At 70.8% G+C, this 16,819-nt stretch carries 14 protein-coding genes; 9 read left to right on the top strand and 5 right to left on the bottom strand.

The window, feature by feature from the left end:
- The first annotated feature begins 19 nt into the window (after positions 1 to 19).
- The 4 genes from FHX80_RS19525 to FHX80_RS19510 all read left to right on the top strand — a co-directional run bounded on the left by FHX80_RS19525 (position 20) and on the right by FHX80_RS19510 (position 4,042).
- Positions 20 to 1,465, top strand: coding sequence for an APC family permease (locus FHX80_RS19525; RefSeq protein ID WP_244318335.1), 1,446 nt, complete (start codon positions 20 to 22; stop codon positions 1,463 to 1,465).
- Positions 1,466 to 1,716: 251 nt separating this feature from the next.
- Positions 1,717 to 2,928, top strand: a complete 1,212-nt coding sequence (gene xseA / locus FHX80_RS19520) for an exodeoxyribonuclease VII large subunit (RefSeq protein WP_145765366.1) — start codon at positions 1,717 to 1,719, stop codon at positions 2,926 to 2,928.
- Between the two features lie 67 nt (positions 2,929 to 2,995).
- On the top strand, positions 2,996 to 3,265 hold the full coding sequence (locus FHX80_RS19515; RefSeq protein ID WP_145765365.1) for an exodeoxyribonuclease VII small subunit: 270 nt from the start codon (positions 2,996 to 2,998) through the stop codon (positions 3,263 to 3,265).
- Positions 3,266 to 3,451: 186 nt separating this feature from the next.
- Positions 3,452 to 4,042, top strand: coding sequence for a malonic semialdehyde reductase (locus tag FHX80_RS19510; protein WP_145765364.1), 591 nt, complete (start codon positions 3,452 to 3,454; stop codon positions 4,040 to 4,042).
- A 214-nt stretch (positions 4,043 to 4,256) separates the two neighbouring features.
- Here the strand turns inward: FHX80_RS19510 and FHX80_RS19505 are convergent, their stop codons facing one another.
- A complete protein-coding gene (locus tag FHX80_RS19505; protein ID WP_145765363.1) occupies positions 4,257 to 4,775 on the bottom strand; it encodes a DUF4245 domain-containing protein in 519 nt (172 codons plus the stop codon).
- A 142-nt stretch (positions 4,776 to 4,917) separates the two neighbouring features.
- Between FHX80_RS19505 and glpX the strand changes: the two genes are divergently transcribed.
- Positions 4,918 to 5,949, top strand: coding sequence for a class II fructose-bisphosphatase (gene glpX, locus FHX80_RS19500; protein ID WP_145765362.1), 1,032 nt, complete (start codon positions 4,918 to 4,920; stop codon positions 5,947 to 5,949).
- Positions 5,950 to 6,107: 158 nt separating this feature from the next.
- On the opposite strand, the gene FHX80_RS19495 is transcribed toward glpX, so the two are convergent.
- Both FHX80_RS19495 and FHX80_RS19490 read right to left on the bottom strand, forming a co-directional pair.
- Entirely contained in the window at positions 6,108 to 6,479 is a 372-nt protein-coding gene (locus FHX80_RS19495; RefSeq protein WP_145765361.1) for a WhiB family transcriptional regulator, read from the bottom strand.
- 159 nt (positions 6,480 to 6,638) lie between these two features.
- Positions 6,639 to 7,304 (bottom strand): DUF1707 SHOCT-like domain-containing protein, encoded by a 666-nt coding sequence (locus tag FHX80_RS19490; protein ID WP_145765360.1) that lies wholly within the window; start codon positions 7,302 to 7,304, stop codon positions 6,639 to 6,641.
- Positions 7,305 to 7,543: 239 nt separating this feature from the next.
- On the opposite strand from FHX80_RS19490, the gene FHX80_RS19485 reads away from it, so the two are divergent.
- Entirely contained in the window at positions 7,544 to 9,211 is a 1,668-nt protein-coding gene (locus FHX80_RS19485) for a fumarate hydratase (protein WP_145765359.1), read from the top strand.
- Positions 9,212 to 9,357: 146 nt separating this feature from the next.
- Here the strand turns inward: FHX80_RS19485 and FHX80_RS19480 are convergent, their stop codons facing one another.
- Positions 9,358 to 10,374 carry a LuxR C-terminal-related transcriptional regulator gene (locus FHX80_RS19480; RefSeq protein WP_145765358.1) on the bottom strand — a complete coding sequence of 339 codons (1,017 nt, stop codon included), beginning with the start codon at positions 10,372 to 10,374 and terminating at the stop codon, positions 9,358 to 9,360.
- Between the two features lie 157 nt (positions 10,375 to 10,531).
- Between FHX80_RS19480 and FHX80_RS19475 the strand changes: the two genes are divergently transcribed.
- Positions 10,532 to 11,794, top strand: coding sequence for an MFS transporter (locus tag FHX80_RS19475; protein ID WP_375885341.1), 1,263 nt, complete (start codon positions 10,532 to 10,534; stop codon positions 11,792 to 11,794).
- Between the two features lie 504 nt (positions 11,795 to 12,298).
- Entirely contained in the window at positions 12,299 to 13,600 is a 1,302-nt protein-coding gene (locus FHX80_RS19470) for a M18 family aminopeptidase (RefSeq protein ID WP_145765357.1), read from the top strand.
- 113 nt (positions 13,601 to 13,713) lie between these two features.
- On the opposite strand, the gene FHX80_RS19465 is transcribed toward FHX80_RS19470, so the two are convergent.
- On the bottom strand, positions 13,714 to 15,240 hold the full coding sequence (locus FHX80_RS19465; protein ID WP_145765356.1) for a ricin-type beta-trefoil lectin domain protein: 1,527 nt from the start codon (positions 15,238 to 15,240) through the stop codon (positions 13,714 to 13,716).
- A gap of 107 nt (positions 15,241 to 15,347) precedes the next feature.
- Between FHX80_RS19465 and FHX80_RS19460 the strand changes: the two genes are divergently transcribed.
- Positions 15,348 to 16,772 (top strand): class II fumarate hydratase, encoded by a 1,425-nt coding sequence (locus tag FHX80_RS19460; protein WP_145765355.1) that lies wholly within the window; start codon positions 15,348 to 15,350, stop codon positions 16,770 to 16,772.
- Positions 16,773 to 16,819: the final 47 nt, after the last annotated feature.

Below are 16,819 nucleotides of genomic sequence, written 5' to 3'. Positions count from 1 at the left end.
CGCGAACAACGGAGGACTCATGGCCGGCAGCGGCAGCGATTCCGGCAGCGGCCGTGGCAGCGATTCCGGCAGCGGCAACGGCAGTGATTCCGCGGGTGGAAGGGCTTCCGGCAGCGGCTCGGGTTCCGGCAGCACCGCCGACCGGGCGGGGCTGCGGCGGACGCTGGGCTTCCGGGACCTGGTGGTCTACGGGCTGCTGTTCATCGCCCCGATGGCCCCCGTCGGCGTCTTCGGCACGCTCGACGCGAAATCGCACGGTGCGGTGGCACTGGTGTACGTCGCGGCGACCGTGGTGATGGCGTTCACCGCCTTCAGTTACGCGCAGATGGTGCGGGTCGCTCCGCTGGCGGGTTCGGTCTTCGCGTACGCGCGCAAAGGGCTCGGGGAGGGGCCGGGTTTCATCGCCGGCTGGATGGCGATGCTGGACTATCTGCTGATCCCGGCGGTGGCCTATCTCTTCTCGGGGATCGCGATGAACTCGCTGGTGCCGGAGGTGTCGCGGTGGGTGTGGACGGCGCTGGCGGTGGTCCTCACGACGTTGCTGAACCTCTGGGGCGTCCGGGCGGCGGCCCGGGTCGGGTTCGCGGTGCTCGCCATGGAGATCGGGGTGCTGCTGGTGTTCCTGGTGTCCGCGGTGGTGGTGCTCGTGCGGGACGGGGCGCAGCGCGACTGGCTGACGCCGCTCACCGGCGATTCGGGGTTCTCCGCGACGGCGGTACTGGGTGCGGTGTCCGTGGCCGTGCTGTCGTATCTGGGCTTCGACGCCATCGCCACGTTCGCGGAGGAGGTGACGGGCGGCTCGGCGAAGGTGGCGCGGGCGCTGCTGTTCTGCCTGGTGCTGGCGGGGGTCCTGTTCGTGGCGCAGGCGTATCTGGCGGCTCTGCTGGAGCCGATGACGTCGGCGGAGCTGGCCGCCGATCCGGCCGCGCAGGGCTCGGCCTTCTACGACACGGTGAACTCCTCGGTCGGGTTGTGGCTGCACGACCTGGTGGCGGTCAGCAAGGCGATCGGGGCGGCGTTCGCGGCGCTGGCCGGGCAGGCGGCGGCGGGCCGGCTGCTGTTCGCGATGGCCCGGGAGCGGCGGCTGCCCGCGCTGCTGTCCAAGGTCGATCCGCGCTCGGGGGTGCCGCGGATCGCGATCCTGATCGCGGCGGTCGTGACGCTGGTCGCGGCGGTCTGGGCGGCCGGGCGCGACGACGGCCTGGACCATCTGGTGTCGGTCGTGGACATGGGCGCGCTGACCGCGTTCGTCCTGCTGCACGCGTCGGTGGTCGGCTGGTTCGCGGTGCGGCGGATGGAGGGGCCGCCGAGCTGGTGGCGGCACGTCCTGATCCCGGTGGTGGGCGCCGGCGTGCTGATCGCGGTGATCGTGGAGGCGACGTCGAGTGCGCAGGTGGTGGGAGGGTGCTGGCTGGTGGTGGGGCTGGTGGTGTTGGCGGTGCAGCGGGGGCGCCGGATGGGGTGAGGTTGCGGGGGGTGGGGGGAAGTTGCGGGGACCGGGGCGCGGTTGCAGGGGCGGGGACCGGGCGCGCCAGGGTCCGTCCGGCGGGGCTGAGGGCGATGCCCCTCTTCCGGGGGCCGCTCTTCTGAGGACCGTTCCTCGGTGGACGGCTCTTCGGTGGCCCCCTCCTCACCAGGACCCCTCTTCCGAGGACCGTCGGCCGCTCCCGTCGCGGAGCCGTCTCGTTGTCGGTCGTGGCGGATACGCTCGCGCGTATGGCTCTCCAAACATCCGCGGAAGCTCCGCTGCCCGTCGGTGACGTGTCTCGGCTCATCGGCGGCTGGATCGACCGGCTCGGTGCCGTCTGGGTCGAGGGGCAGATCACCCAGCTGTCGCGGCGCCCGGGTGCCGGAGTGGTGTTCCTGACGCTGCGCGACCCCTCGCACGACATCTCGGTGAGCGTGACGTGCTTCCGCCAGGTCTTCGACCGGATCGCGGACGTGGTCACGGAGGGGGCGCGGGTCGTCGTCCTCGCCAAGCCCGAGTGGTACGCCCCCCGCGGGCAGCTCTCGTTGCGGGCCACGGAGATACGGCCGGTCGGCATCGGCGAGCTGCTCGTCCGACTGGAGCTGCTGAAGAAGTCACTGGCCGCGGAGGGCCTCTTCGCCCTCGACCGCAAGAAGCCGCTGCCCTTCCTGCCACAGCTGATCGGACTGGTCTGCGGCCGGGCCTCGGCGGCCGAACGCGACGTCCTGGAGAACGCGCGGCGCCGGTGGCCCGCGGTCCGCTTCGAGGTCCGCAACACCGCCGTGCAGGGGGTGCACGCGGTGAACCAGGTGGTCCAGGCGGTGAAGGAGCTGGACGACATCCCGGACGTCGACGTGATCGTCGTGGCACGCGGCGGCGGCAGTGTGGAGGACCTGCTGCCGTTCTCGGACGAGCAGCTGATCCGTACGGTCGCGGCGTGCCGCACCCCGGTGGTCTCGGCGATCGGCCACGAACCGGACTCCCCGCTCCTCGACCTGGTCGCGGACGTACGGGCCTCCACGCCGACGGACGCGGCGAAGCGGATCGTGCCCGATGTGGGCGAGGAGCTGGACCGGGTCCAGCAGCTGCGGGACCGGGCGCTGCGGACCGTACGGGGGCTCCTCGACCGGGAGGAGCGGGGCCTGGCGCACGCACTGGGGCGGCCCTCGATGGAGCGCCCGCAGCGGATGGTGGACGAGCGCGCGGCGGAGGTCGACGCGTTGATCGGGCGCGGCCGACGGGTGCTGGGGCACCTCCTGGACCGCGCCGACTCGGAGCTCGCCCACACCCGGGCCCGGGTCGTCGCGCTGTCGCCCGCGGCGACGCTGGAGCGCGGCTACGCGGTGCTCCAGCGGGCGGACGGGCATGTGGTGCGCGATCCCGCCGATGCGGGGGCGGCCGGGGACGCGCTCCGGGCGCGGGTCGCGGGGGGCGAGTTCGTGGTGCGGGTCGCCGAGTGACGGCGGCCGGGGCCGACGGGCTTCGGAGCCCATTTCCTATCAACGGGCAGGTCGTAAGGTGGATCACATGACGGACGACGGGACGACGGCTGCGGCCACGGGCACGCTCGGATACGAGCAGGCGCGCGACGAGCTGATCGAGGTGGTGCGCCGGCTGGAGGCGGGCGGAACGAGCCTGGAGGAGTCCCTCGCGCTGTGGGAGCGGGGCGAGGAGCTGGCGAAGGTGTGCCGGCACTGGCTGGAGGGCGCGCGCGCCCGGCTGGATGCCGCGCTGGCGGGACCGGCCGCCCCCGGGGGCGGCGGCGGCCCCGAGGGCGCAGTGGCCGACGCGGGCTGAGTCCGGGCGCTCGTCCACCCTGGGCACGCGAGGCGGACAGGCGCAGCCACGGCGAGCCGGCGCGCGACGCAGGTCTTGTGGAGTGAATCACTCCACCCCGCTTTTAGTTGAAAGTTAACCTACTTCTCGGTTACGGTGATCCTCGTTGCTTGATCCCCCATGTACGTCCGGAAGGTAATACGCAAGATGTCCATCGTTCTTGACCCCGCCGCCCAGGACCTCCTCTTCCGTGAGGCCCGCACCGCCAACACCTTCACCGACGAGCCGGTGACCGAGGAGCAGGTCCAGGCGATCTACGACCTGGTCAAGTACGGTCCGACCGCGTTCAACCAGTCGCCGCTGCGCGTCATCCTGGTCCGCTCGGACGACGCCCGCGCGCGCCTCGTCGCACACATGGCCGAGGGCAACCAGGCGAAGACCTCGACCGCCCCGCTGGTCGCAATCCTGGCCGCCGACAACGAGTTCCACGAGGAGATCCCGGCACTGCTGCCGCACTTCCCGCAGGCCAAGGACGCGTTCTTCTCCGAGCGCCCGGTCCGCGAGTCGTCCGCCGCGCTGAACGCCGCGCTGCAGGCCGCCTACTTCATCATCGGCGTCCGCGCCGCCGGCCTGGCCGCGGGCCCGATGACCGGCCTCGACGCCGCGGGCATCGAGAAGGAGTTCCTGGACGGCGACCACAGCCTGCTGATGGTCGTCAACATCGGCAAGCCGGGCGAGGACGCCTGGTTCCCGCGCCTGCCGCGTCTGGCCTACGACGAGGTCATCACCAGCATCTGAGCCGCACCGGCCGGCAGCCTGCCCGGCCGAGGCCCACGCCGAGGTGCACGCAGACGTACGGGAAAGGCCCTGGAGCACTTGGACATTTCGTCCACCTGCTCCAGGGCCTTTCCCGTACGTCCCGCACTTCCTGCCCGTACGTCCCGTTACCGTGCGGCGTCCCGCGGGTCCCGCTGAGCCTCGCGCGTACCGCTGGGCTCGCCAGGAGCTCCCGTCAGGAGGTCTTGAGCGCCGCCGCCATCTCCGCCAGCCGCTCCGGCGAGGCCGACCCCGTGACGACCGTGGTCGCGCCCTTGTCCTGGCGCACGAGGGCGTCGTACTTCGGGCCCTCCCAGTGCTGCCAGGTCTCACCGGCGACCTGCTGTGTGCGGCCGGTGTTCTTCGCGTCCTGGCTGACCTGGGTGACGTACTTCTCCGCCGGGGACGTGGACTGCTCCACCGCGACGTACTTGCCGTCCGGGTCGAGGAAGCCCAGGTGCCAGCTGTCGTCGGCCCGGCGCTCGTAACTGACGGAGGTCGGCTTCCACTTCTCCGCCAGACCGCTGGGTGCCGCCACCGGGTAGGGGGCCGCGCGCCGCGCCGTCAGGAGCTCGACCCGGTAGTCGACCGCCTTGATCGGGTCGGCCTTGTCGTCGTGCGGGACGAAGATGTAGACCACGCCGGCGACCGCGGTGATCACCGCCATCGACAGGAACATGTCCCGTACCGTCTGCTTGCCTCGCTTGCTTGCCACGGGTCCATCCTCGCATTGGCCCCCGCGGGCCCGACGTCAGGGCGCCCCGCTCATCCGTGACCCGGTCTGCTCATTTTATCAACCTGGCGATAGAGTCATAGCACCCTCATCCGGTCGTCGTCGTACAGAAAGGTGCGCTCCGATGTCCGAGCATCATCTGCCGTCCCAGCTGGAGGTCTCTCCGGAGGCCCCCGACCGCAACCTCGCCATGGAGCTCGTCCGGGTCACCGAGGCCGCCGCCATGGCCGCCGGGCGCTGGGTCGGTCGCGGGGACAAGATCGGCGCCGACGGCGCCGCCGTGAAGGCCATGCGGACCCTCGTCTCCACCGTGTCGATGAATGGCGTCGTCGTCATCGGTGAGGGCGAGAAGGACGAGGCCCCCATGCTGTTCAACGGCGAGCGGGTCGGTGACGGCACCGGCCCCGAGGTCGACATCGCCGTCGACCCGATCGACGGCACGACCCTGAACGCCAAGGGCATGCCTAACGCGATCGCCGTGCTGGCCGCCGCCGACCGCGGCGCGATGTTCGACCCGTCCGCGGTCTTCTACATGGACAAGCTCGTCACCGGCCCCGAGGCCGCCGACTTCGTCGACATCAACGCCCCCGTCTCGGTGAACATCCGCCGGGTCGCGAAGGCGAAGAACTCCACCCCCGAGGACGTCACCGTCGTCATCCTGGACCGCCCCCGCCACGACGGCATCGTCAAGGAGATCCGGGAGACCGGCGCCCGGATCAAGTTCATCTCCGACGGAGATGTCGCGGGCTCGATCATGGCCGCTCGCGACGGCACCGGCGTCGACCTGCTCATGGGGATCGGCGGCACCCCGGAAGGCATCATCTCGGCCTGCGCCATAAAGTGCCTCGGCGGTGTCATCCAGGGGAAGCTCTGGCCGAAGGACGAGGCCGAGCGCCAACGCGCGCTGGACGCCGGGCACGACCTGGACCGGGTGCTGTCCACGGACGACCTGGTCAGCGGCGACAACGTGTTCTTCGTGGCGACCGGCATCACGGACGGTGAGCTGATGCGCGGTGTGCGGTACCGCGCGGAGACGGCGACCACCGAGTCGATCGTGATGCGGTCCAAGTCGGGCACCATCAGGAAGATCGACTCGACCCACCGGCTGTCGAAGCTGCGCGCCTACAGCGCGATCGACTTCGACCGCGCGAAGTGATGGAGGCGCGTCCACGCGAAAAGGCGTAGGCGCGCGTCCACGCGAAGAGGCGCCCCCCTGTGCGGTGGGGGCGCCTCTTCGCGCAAACGGACGCGGTACGACAGACAAGCACGGTGCGGCAGGCAGACGCGGTGCAGCAGGAAAACGCGGTGCGGCTGTCAGCCGGCCGCGGCGATGTGACCGGCCGCGTCGGATGCCTTGAGCTCGGCCTCGCGCCGCCGGCGGCGGGCGAGTGCCACGCGGCGTTCGGCAGCCGTGAGGCCGCCCCACACCCCGTACGGCTCGGGTTGCAGCAAGGCGTGTTCCCGGCATTCGACCATGACCGGGCAGCGCGCGCAGACCCGCTTCGCGGACTCCTCGCGCGAGAGACGGGCAGCGGTCGGCTCCTTCGACGGGGCGAAGAACAGCCCGGCTTCGTCCCGGCGGCACACCGCCTCCGAATGCCAGGGGCCGGCCTGGTCCTCCCGAGCGGGGGTCCGCTGGGAAGGCACGGCGGCGACCTGCAGGGGCTGATGCGGCAGTTGCAGCACGGTCCACTCCTGACGACGGCTTCGCGGGCGAGAAGACGATGCAGCACTCCCTACCCGCTGTGCGCACGCCTATGCACTGAGTGGCACTCAGGCCGGTCCGCGAAATTACCTCCGATCGCGATTTCGGCCTGAATCAGTTCCTCCGCGCTCGCTTCTCCGTCAGTGACCGAGGTGTTTGCGCAGCCGGTCCTGGAGATCCGCAATGAACTTGCCGCGCTTGGGCTTTGCCTCGACGCTGCCGAACACCGAATAGCCGTTGACGACCACCACTGGCGCCTCGGGATCACCGGATTCCAGAGTGACGACTTCGAAACTGCCGAAAATGCCCGTTCCGCTACCGCGCAGCGAGATGTTCTCGGGAACGCGGATCTCTACACTTCCGAAGATGGAGGTCGCGTTGATCACGGTGAGACGCTGTCCGAAAAGCGCCTCGGTCAGATCGATCTCCACACTGCCGAACAACGAGAACGCGTTCGTGCGGCCGCCGACCCGCCAACGCCCCCTGCGGGTGGAACTGCTGAAGACCGCGATCAGGTTGTCGGCCGGGCCCGCCGGCGCCTCCGGACCGTAGGCGTACGGCGCGGTGGCGGGCCTGGCGGCCCCGCCCGGCGCGGGCAGGTCCCGTACCAGCGGCTCCAGTTCACCGACGGTCTTGGCGCGGTAGACCGCGTCGACCCGCTCACCGTGCTCCTCGGCGGTCAGCCGGCCTTCGGCCATGGCTTCCCGCAGGATGTCCGCGATCCGGTCACGGTCGGCGTCGGAGGCACGGATGACGTCGGGTTCCGCCGGTGCGGTGGGCTGTTGGGGGTGCTTTTCGAGGTCCACCGGCCCAGCGTACCCAAACGCGATAGATCGCGACTAGGGTCCGCGCGGTGACGGCGGGGCGCGAAACGGGACGGACCGGGGCCGCCCCGCGCACGGGCGGGGCCGTGTCCGGCCGCACGGGCGGGGCCGTGTCCGGGTGAGCCCTACCTCACAGGCTCGGCACCCCGGCGGGGTTCTACCCTGGTGGGTGCGCTGCCCAAGGGTGGTCAGCCGCCGTCACCGAGTGAGGAATGGCCGTAATGCCAGAGTTTGCGTACTCCGATCTGCTCCCCCTGGGAGAGGACACCACGCCTTATCGTCTGGTCACCTCCGAGGGTGTTTCCACCTTCGAGGCCGACGGCCGCACCTTCCTCAAGGTCGATCCGGAGGCGCTGCGCACCCTGGCCGCCGAGGCCATGCACGACATCTCGCACTACCTGCGGCCCGCGCACCTGGCGCAGCTGCGGAGGATCGTGGACGACCCCGAGGCGTCGTCCAACGACAAGTTCGTCGCACTGGACCTGCTGAAGAACGCGAACATCGCCGCCGCGGGCGTCCTGCCGATGTGCCAGGACACCGGCACCGCGATCGTCATGGGCAAGCGCGGGCAGAACGTGCTCACCGAGGGCGGTGACGAGGAGGCGCTGTCGCACGGCATCTTCGACGCGTACACCAAGCTCAACCTGCGCTACTCGCAGATGGCCCCGCTGAACATGTGGGACGAGAAGAACACCGGCTCGAACCTCCCGGCCCAGATCGAGCTGTACGCGACCGACGGCGGCGCGTACAAGTTCCTCTTCATGGCGAAGGGCGGCGGCTCGGCCAACAAGTCGTTCCTCTTCCAGGAGACCAAGGCGGTCCTCAACGAGGCCTCCATGATGAAGTTCCTGGAGGAGAAGATCCGCTCCCTGGGTACGGCAGCCTGCCCGCCGTACCACCTGGCGATCGTCGTCGGCGGTACGTCGGCGGAGTTCGCGCTGAAGACCGCGAAGTACGCCTCCGCGCACTACCTGGACGAGCTGCCCGCCGAGGGCTCCCCCACCGGTCACGGCTTCCGTGACAAGGAGCTGGAGGAGAAGGTCTTCGAGCTGACGCAGAAGATCGGCATCGGGGCGCAGTTCGGCGGCAAGTACTTCTGCCACGACGTGCGTGTGGTCCGGCTGCCCCGTCACGGTGCCTCGCTGCCCGTCGCGATCGCCGTGTCCTGCTCGGCCGACCGGCAGGCCACCGCGAAGATCACCGCCGAGGGCGTCTTCCTGGAGCAGCTGGAGAAGGACCCGGCGCGCTTCCTCCCCGACACCACCGACGAGCACCTCGACGAGGCGGGGGACGTCGTACGGATCGACCTCAACCGCCCCATGGACGACATCCTCGCCGAGCTGACCAAGTACCCGGTCAAGACCCGGCTCTCGCTGTCCGGCCCGCTGGTCGTGGCGCGCGACATCGCGCACGCCAAGATCAAGGAGCGGCTGGACGCGGGCGAGGAGATGCCGCAGTACCTGAAGGACCACCCGGTCTACTACGCGGGCCCGGCGAAGACGCCCGAGGGCTACGCCTCCGGTTCCTTCGGTCCGACGACGGCGGGCCGGATGGACAGTTACGTCGCGCAGTTCCAGGCGGCGGGCGGCTCCAAGGTGATGCTCGCCAAGGGCAACCGGTCCAAGCAGGTCACCGACGCGTGCGACGCGCACGGCGGCTTCTACCTCGGCTCCATCGGCGGCCCGGCGGCGCGGCTGGCCCAGGACTGCATCAAGAAGGTAGAGGTCGTCGAGTACGAGGAGCTCGGCATGGAGGCGGTCTGGCGGATCGAGGTCGAGGACTTCCCGGCGTTCGTCGTCGTCGACGACAAGGGCAACGACTTCTTCACCGAGCCCGCCCCGGCACCGACGTTCACCAGCATTCCGGTACGCGGTCCCGGCCTCGGCTGACGATCCAGGGACACGTTCGCACGGCTGACGGCCGGAGGCACCCGCAAGGGAGCGTCCGGCCGTCAGCCATGTGCCAACTACCGTGAGCCGTAAGCCGTCTACCGTCTGACATGCGTCGTCCGCCGTCTGACGTGTGCCCACTGCCGTCAGCCGTCGAGCAGACCCGAAGTCGCGACCAGGTAGCCGAGTTGGGCCCGGCTGTTGCTGCCGAGTTGCTCGGAGACCTTCCGCATGTGCTCGGCGACGCTGCGACGGCTCATCCCGATCCGCCGGGCTATCGAGGCGTCGGTCTCGCCGTTGACCACCCCTTGCAGGATGGCGCGTTGCAGATCGGACGTGACGACGGGGGTGCGCAGCGGCGCCCGTTCCGGGCGGACCGGCACCGAGCGGGCCCATGCCTCGTCGAAGGCCCGGGCCAGGAACCGCACCAGTGACGGGTGCTGGACGCGCAGGGCGTGGTGCGGTTCGTCGGAGAACGGGACGAACGCGAGGTCCCCGTCGAACACGATCACCCGGTCGACCACCTCGGCGAGCGTCCTGATCTCCGCTCCCGCCGCGGTCACCTGCTCGATGTACGCGAGGGTCGTACGGTCCGAGCGGACGGTGTGCTGGTAGATCGTCCGCTGCCGGATCCCCCGCCGCAGGTTGCCCAGGTCCCGGTTCAGCGCCTCCTGGAGCACCTGCGCGGGGCGACCGCCCCCGGGGTGCGCGGTGCGCACCTGCTCCCGGCAGCCGCCCACCGCCGCGTCCAGCGCCTTGCTGATGACGGCCTCCCCGGACAGCCGGGTGAGCACGGGCTGTTCGAGCCGGTGCACATCCGCGTACAGGGTCTCGAAGACGGAGAGCGCGGCGCGGGTGGCGCGCAGCGTGCGGCGCCGGTCCAGGATGGCCTCCTGGAGCGGGGCGAGCGCGGCGTACGACGCCGCCTCCGGCGGTACGGGGATCATGAATCCCGGTGAGTCGCGGTCCGCCACCATCAGATGCAGATCCCGCAGACAACCGGCCACCTCGTCCTGCGGAAGGCCCCCCGCCACCAGCGCGCGCCGATAGGCGGCGAGCGCCGTCTCGCACGGTTGCTCCGGAACGGGCCGGGCCCGCGCGGAGCTGTCCACCGGCGATTCGTGGCAATCACATGCCGGTGGGCTGAAATGATCGTCCTTCACAAGTATGCAGATTACCTTTGTACATACGGGATGACGGTGGGAAGTCGGGCAGTTCGGCGACCATGAACGGGTGACGCCCGGCACCGACGACATCCTCAGCCGGCCGAACGCCGAATCCGCCGACTCGCTGCACGGAGATCGGCGTTATCGATTCCTGGTGGCCGGCTACGCCATCTCTTCGTACGGCACCTTCCTGAATATGGTGGCGCTCAATCTGTTCGTCTATGAGACGACGGGCCGGGCTCTCGCCATGGGGCTGTTCATGGCGGTGCGGCTGGCTTCCGGATTTGCCGCCGGGCTGACGGCAGGCGGTCTGCTCGCCCGTTTCACCGCGAAGAGCGTGATGCTCTGGACGAATATCGCGCAGGCGTCGGCGATGGTGCTGCTGGTCCTCGCGCCGGACGGGCTGCGGACGGCCTCGCTGGTCGCCGTGTCCGTGGTGGTCGGCTCCTGCGGGACGCTGTTCATGGTGTCCCTGCGCAGCTCCATTCCCGAGATGGTGGGCGAGGACCGGCGCTCCTGGGCGAACTCCCTCTCCATCACCGGTCGTTCGCTGGCCATGGTGGCCGGTTTCGCTTCGGCGGGTGTCGTCGTCTCGCTCGTCGGGTACACGGCCGCCTTCGTGGTGGACACGGCCACCTTCGCGGTCTGCGCGGTGACGGTGGCCCTGCTCCCCATCCCGGGCGGCGGCAAGGGTAACGGCAGGGGCGGCGGCGAGGGCAGGAGTGCGGGCAGCGGCCGGGAGGAGCCGGACGTGGTGCCCGGTGCGGAACCGGCTGCGGACGCCGCGCCGGCCCGGCTGCGCAGGCCCGTGGCGCTCGCCGCCCTGGCCGCCGCGCCCGGTCTCGGTCTGATGGTGGCGCTGCGGGGCGTGGACGCGCTGGGCTCGTCCTCGCACAACGCGGCGCTGCCGGTCTACTCCAGCGAGCTCGACGCCTCGCGCCCCGCCGTGTTCGTCAGCGCCTTCTGGTGCCTGTGGGCGCTCGGCAACATCGTGGCGCAGCAGCTGATCCAGCGGTACGCGCGCCGCACCGGCCGGTCCGTCGGTGCGGCGGGATTCGGCTGGGGCACCTGCCTCATGTCCGGGGCGTTCATCCTGGCCTTCGCGGGGTTCCCGTTGGTGGCCACGGCCGCGATCGCCCTGGTCGCGGGGGCCGCCGACGGGCTCACGGAGGTCTCGTACACCTCGCATCTGCAGACCCTGCCGGCCGGGCCGCGCGCACACGCCTTCGGGCTCTCCGCCACGGTGGAGAACCTCGGCTTCGGCGCCGGAATGATCCTCGTCGCGGCCGCCCTCGACCACTACACCCCGCTGACGGTCGTCGGCTGGTCCCACGGTGCCGCTCTGGTGGTCGCCGCGGTGTACCTGATCCGGGTGTCGGGCCTGCGCAGGACGCCGTCGGGCCCGCCGTCCGCGTGACCGGACGCATGACCGGATCCAGTGCCGGAACGGCCCGCGTACGACTGAATTCAGCCAATCCCGCGCAGGGGCGTGCGGCGCCGCCGCACCCACTCCGGCGCGCGGTCCGCGGCACGGGTGGGGGCGGCGAGGCGCACGCCGGTCGCCCCACAGGTGCCCGGCCGAGGGCACGACGGGGTCCCGGGCAGGTCCGTACCGGCCGTGGGTAGCGGCGTCGCACCGCCGCATTCGCGCAGCGGGCCGCCGGACGGGCTTGCGGGGTGCCGGGCCTGTGCGGTGAGTTGTCCGCGTCGCGGGAGAGACCCCACACCGCCCGACCGCCCGGTCCGGATGCCGCCGCGCGCCCCTGGCCGCACCGTCCCCGCCCGACACCCCGCAAGCCCCTCCAGCCACTTCAGCCACTTCAGCCTCACACCTGCGCAGCCCCACAGCCCCACAGCCCCAGCATCCGAACCCGCACGGCCGAACACCTTCACCGTCCAACACCGGAAAGGCGGAGACCGCATGACGCCGGTCCACCACCGCAGCCACGTCGACGATCTGCTCTCCTTCATCAAGGCCAGCCCCTCCCCGTACCACGCCGTCGCGAGCGCCGCCCAGCGGCTGGAGAAGGCCGGCTTCCGTGAACTGCGGGGCACCGACGACTGGACGGGCACCACGGGCGGCAGCTTCGTCGTCCGCGGCGGCGCGCTGATCGCCTGGTACGCCCCCGAGGGCACGCCCGCGCACACGCCCTTCCGGATCGTCGGCACCCACACCGACTCACCGAACCTGCGGATCAAGCCCACCCCCGACACCTCCTCCGCGGGCTGGCGTCAGATCGCGGTGGAGATCTACGGCGGAGTCCCGCTCAACACCTGGCTCGACCGCGATCTGGGCATCTCCGGCCGCCTCGCCCTCCGCGGCCCCGGCGGCACGACCGACTCCCGGCTCGTCCAGATCGACGAACCGCTGCTGCGGGTGCCCCAGCTGGCCATCCACCTGGACCGGGCCGTCAACGACGGCCTGGCGCTGGACCGGCAGCGCCATATCGCCCCGGTCTGGTCGCTCGGCGCCGCCGAGGAGGGGGCGCTGCTGCGCCGGGTCGCGGCGGCGGCGGAGGCCGACCCGGACGAGGTGCTGGGCTGGGACCTGATGCTCCACGACATCCAGCCGCCCGGATACCTGGGCGCCGAAAGGGAGTTCGTGGTCTCCTCCCGGCTGGACAACCTGGTGTCGGTGCACGCCGGCGTCACGGCCCTGGCCGGTGCGGCGACGGCCGCCGAGGAGCCCGCGTACATCCCCGTCCTGGCGGCCTTCGACCACGAGGAGGTCGGCAGCGGTTCCGACACGGGTGCGCAGAGCCCGCTGCTGGAGCGCGTCCTGAGCCGTTCGGTCACCGCACGCGGCGGAAGCCCGGAGGACTGGTCGCGGGCCCTGGCCGGTGCCTTCTGCGTCTCGGCCGACATGGCGCACGCGGTGCACCCCAACTACGCGGAGCGGCACGACCCCGACCACCGCCCGCTGCCCAACAGCGGCCCCACCGTCAAGGTCAACGTCAACCAGCGCTACGCCACCGACTCGACGGGCATCGCGCTGTTCGCGTCGGCCTGCGAGCGGGCGGGAGCCCCGTGGCAGCCGTTCGTCTCCAACAACGCGATGCCGTGCGGTACCTCGATCGGCCCGCTCACCGCGGCCCGGCTGGGTGTCCCAACCGTGGACGTGGGGGTACCGGGGCTGTCGATGCACTCGGCGCGCGAACTGTGCGGGGCGGACGACCCGGGGCACCTGGCGGCGATCCTGGGCGCGTTCGTGACGTCCGGCTGACCCCGGGGTACGGAGTACGGGGAGGGGCCGCGTCGTGCGCCCCTCCCCGTACAGCCGGTCCTGGCTGTCACGCGAAGCGCTGGTCCGCTCCCCGTACAGCCGGTCCCGTGCTGCTACGCGAAGCGCTGGTTCGCGCTCCCGTCGCAGGTCTGGAGCCTCAGCGGGTCATGTGCGCCCGCCAGTGTCGCGCACAGCCCCGTCGAGGCGGCGGGGCGCAGGGTGCCCGACTGCCGGACGAACTGCTGGTTGGCCGCGCCCGAGCAGTTGTAGAGGATGAGGGCGGCGCCGGCCTTGTAGTGGGCGCCCGGTACGTCCAGGCAGCGGTCGTGGCTCAGCTCCGTACGGACGGTCTTCGTGCCGGAGTCGTACCACCAGCCCTGGTTGCGGCCGCCGTGGCACTCCCAGCCGGTCGCTCCGGTGTTGTTGCGGGTGACCGAGGCGGGGGCGTCCAGACAGGTGCCGGTGGCCTCGTTGCGCATCGGCTTGAATACGTCGTCCCAGGCCGCGGGCTGCAGCACGGGCGTTCCGGTGCTCGCCGGGTCGGCACAGCTCGCCTCGCGCAGACCCGAGTTGTAGATCTGGGTCAGGCAGGAGGCGAAGGCGCCGTGGCCGGCTGCGTTCGGGTGGAAGGACTGCCGGACGGAGTTGGAGTCCGGCGGGAAGTGCGACAGGTCGATGAAGAGGCCGCGGGCCCAGGTGGACTCGCTGCACACCTCGTGGCCGTGGAAGAGCCGGGAGTTGTCCAGGTAGACGGCTCCCGTGTCGGACGCGGCCTTGCGCATGCCGCGCTCGAAGGCGGGAACGGCGGTGTTACGACCCCAGGCGGCGTCGGAGTCGTATCCGGCGCAGCCACCGGGAAGCTTGCCGGGGAAGTTCGGGTTGTCACCGAAGTCCGGGCCGATCGGGCTCGGGTAGCCCATGACGACGAGCTTGTAGTCGTTGTTGGCGTATCCGGCGTTCGACATGACGGTCCGCAGGTCGCCCACGGTCTTCTCGACCTTGGGGACGAGTGCGTCGACCCGGGCCTGCCAGCCGCCGTTGTACTTCGGCTCGCACGTGCCCTGGGAGAGGATCCAGCGCTCGACGCAGTCCGTCATGACCGGGCCGAACTGGAGGTCGTCATTGGCGCCCGCCACCAGCACGATCATCTTGATGCGGGTGTTGCGCGCCTTGATGGCGAGGTTGTCGCTCTGCACCAGTTCGTCGGCGTACTGCTTCGATCCGCCGATGACGATGTTTCCGGTGTACGCGCCGGAGCAGGAGACGTTGTACGTCTCGTCGGCCGGGATGCCGGTGCGGTGGATGGCGGAGTCGGGCGAGCGGTGGCACCAGTTGTCGGGGCCGTTGGTGCCGGCCTCGTACGTGCCGACGCCCTCGCCGGAGATCTCGCTGTCGCCGAGCGAGATCAGCCCGGTCTTGCGGTCGGCGAGCGGGCGCTCGGCCGGGCTGCCGTACAGCTGGGTGGCCTCCGCCGCGCGGATGGCTTCCAGTTCGGGCGACAGGGCGGTGGATGAGGTACTGGTGGTACCGGACTGGGCAGCGCCTGCCGGGCCGGCTGCCGCGGTCATCCCGCCCACTGCCGCCGCCGTGGCGGCGACGGCCGCGACCGTACATCGGAGTCTGAACCTCGTACGCCTCACTGTGCCTCCCGAGATTGTTGTTACCCACGGTATTTACTGGTCGGTAGGCGTCTTGGGAATAGTCAGAACAAGACAACTGCTCATCTTTTTCAGGAGGTTGAACCGGAATGGACGGCACTCATATCCCGGCGGACAGCGTCTCCGCTGACGGGAAGCACCGCATCGAACACGACTCGATGGGCGAGGTGAGAGTCCCCGCCGACGCGAAGTGGCGGGCCCAGACCCAGCGGGCCGTGGAGAACTTCCCGGTCTCCGGACAGCGCCTGGAGCGGGCCCACATCGAGGCCCTGGCCCGTATCAAGGCCGCCGCGGCCAAGGTGAACGCCGAGCTGAACGTGCTCGACCCGGAGATCGCGGCGGCCATCGGGAGCGCCGCGGCCGAGGTCGCCGAGGGGCGCTGGGACGCGCACTTCCCGATCGACGTCTTCCAGACCGGCTCGGGCACCTCGTCGAACATGAACACCAACGAGGTGGTGGCCACCCTCGCCACCGAGCGCCTCGGCCGCGAGGTCCACCCCAACGACCACGTCAACGCCTCGCAGTCCTCCAACGACGTGTTCCCGTCCTCCATCCACATCGCCGCGACGGCCTCGGTGACGGGTGAGCTGATCCCGGCCCTGGACCATCTCGCGGCCGCCCTGGAGCGCAAGTCCGCCGAGTTCGCGGCGGTCGTGAAAGCTGGGCGCACCCATCTGATGGACGCCACCCCGGTGACCCTGGGCCAGGAGTTCGGTGGGTACGCCGCCCAGATCCGCTACGGGATCGAGCGGCTGCGCGCCTCGCTCCCCCGCCTCGCCGAGCTGCCGCTGGGCGGCACGGCCGTCGGCACCGGCATCAACACCCCGCCCGGCTTCTCGGCCGCCGTGATCGCCGAGGTCGCCCGCACCACCGGACTGCCGCTCACCGAGGCCCGGGACCACTTCGAGGCGCAGAGCGCGCGGGACGGCCTCGTGGAGACCTCCGGCCAGCTCCGCACCGTCGCGGTCTCGCTCACCAAGATCTCCAACGATCTGCGCTGGATGGCCTCGGGACCGCGCACCGGCCTGGCCGAGATCAACCTCCCCGACCTCCAGCCGGGCTCCTCGATCATGCCGGGGAAGGTGAATCCGGTCATTCCCGAGGCCGTGCTGATGGTCGCCGCCCAGGTGATGGGGAACGACGCGACGGTCGCCGTCGCGGGCGCCGCCGGCAACTTCGAGCTGAACGTGATGCTCCCGGTCATCGCGAAGAACCTGCTGGAGTCGGTGCGACTGCTCGCCAACGTCTCCCGGCTGCTCGCGGACCGCACGGTCGACGGGATCACCGCGAACGTGGAGCGGGCCAGGGAGTACGCGGAGTCCTCGCCGTCCGTCGTCACCCCGCTCAACAAGTACATCGGGTACGAGGAGGCGGCGAAGGTCGCCAAGAAGTCCCTCGCCGAACGGCGGACGATCCGCGAGGTGGTGCTGACCTCGGGGTATGTCGAGCGCGGCGACCTCACCGTGGAGCAGCTCGACGAGGCGCTGGACGTGTTGCGCATGACCCGCCCGTGACGTGCGTCTCCGCGACGGGACCACTCGCCGGACAGGCCCTAAGATCC

The sequence above is a fragment of the Streptomyces brevispora genome (genome assembly GCF_007829885.1).
In the GTDB taxonomy this organism is placed as follows: domain Bacteria; phylum Actinomycetota; class Actinomycetes; order Streptomycetales; family Streptomycetaceae; genus Streptomyces; species Streptomyces brevispora.
Note: the sequence above shows the minus strand (reverse complement) of the source record. Positions and strands in the feature narration are given on the sequence as shown.

What these genes read in the sequence shown, in the direction of transcription:
- FHX80_RS19525 (WP_244318335.1), top strand. Translation starts at nt 20, where the DNA reads ATGGCCGGCAGCGGCAGCGATTCCGGCAGCGGCCGTGGCAGCGATTCC.
- xseA (WP_145765366.1), top strand. Translation starts at nt 1,717, where the DNA reads ATGGCTCTCCAAACATCCGCGGAAGCTCCGCTGCCCGTCGGTGACGTG.
- FHX80_RS19515 (WP_145765365.1), top strand. Translation starts at nt 2,996, where the DNA reads ATGACGGACGACGGGACGACGGCTGCGGCCACGGGCACGCTCGGATAC.
- FHX80_RS19510 (WP_145765364.1), top strand. Translation starts at nt 3,452, where the DNA reads ATGTCCATCGTTCTTGACCCCGCCGCCCAGGACCTCCTCTTCCGTGAG.
- glpX (WP_145765362.1), top strand. Translation starts at nt 4,918, where the DNA reads ATGTCCGAGCATCATCTGCCGTCCCAGCTGGAGGTCTCTCCGGAGGCC.
- FHX80_RS19485 (WP_145765359.1), top strand. Translation starts at nt 7,544, where the DNA reads ATGCCAGAGTTTGCGTACTCCGATCTGCTCCCCCTGGGAGAGGACACC.
- FHX80_RS19470 (WP_145765357.1), top strand. Translation starts at nt 12,299, where the DNA reads ATGACGCCGGTCCACCACCGCAGCCACGTCGACGATCTGCTCTCCTTC.
- FHX80_RS19460 (WP_145765355.1), top strand. Translation starts at nt 15,348, where the DNA reads ATGGACGGCACTCATATCCCGGCGGACAGCGTCTCCGCTGACGGGAAG.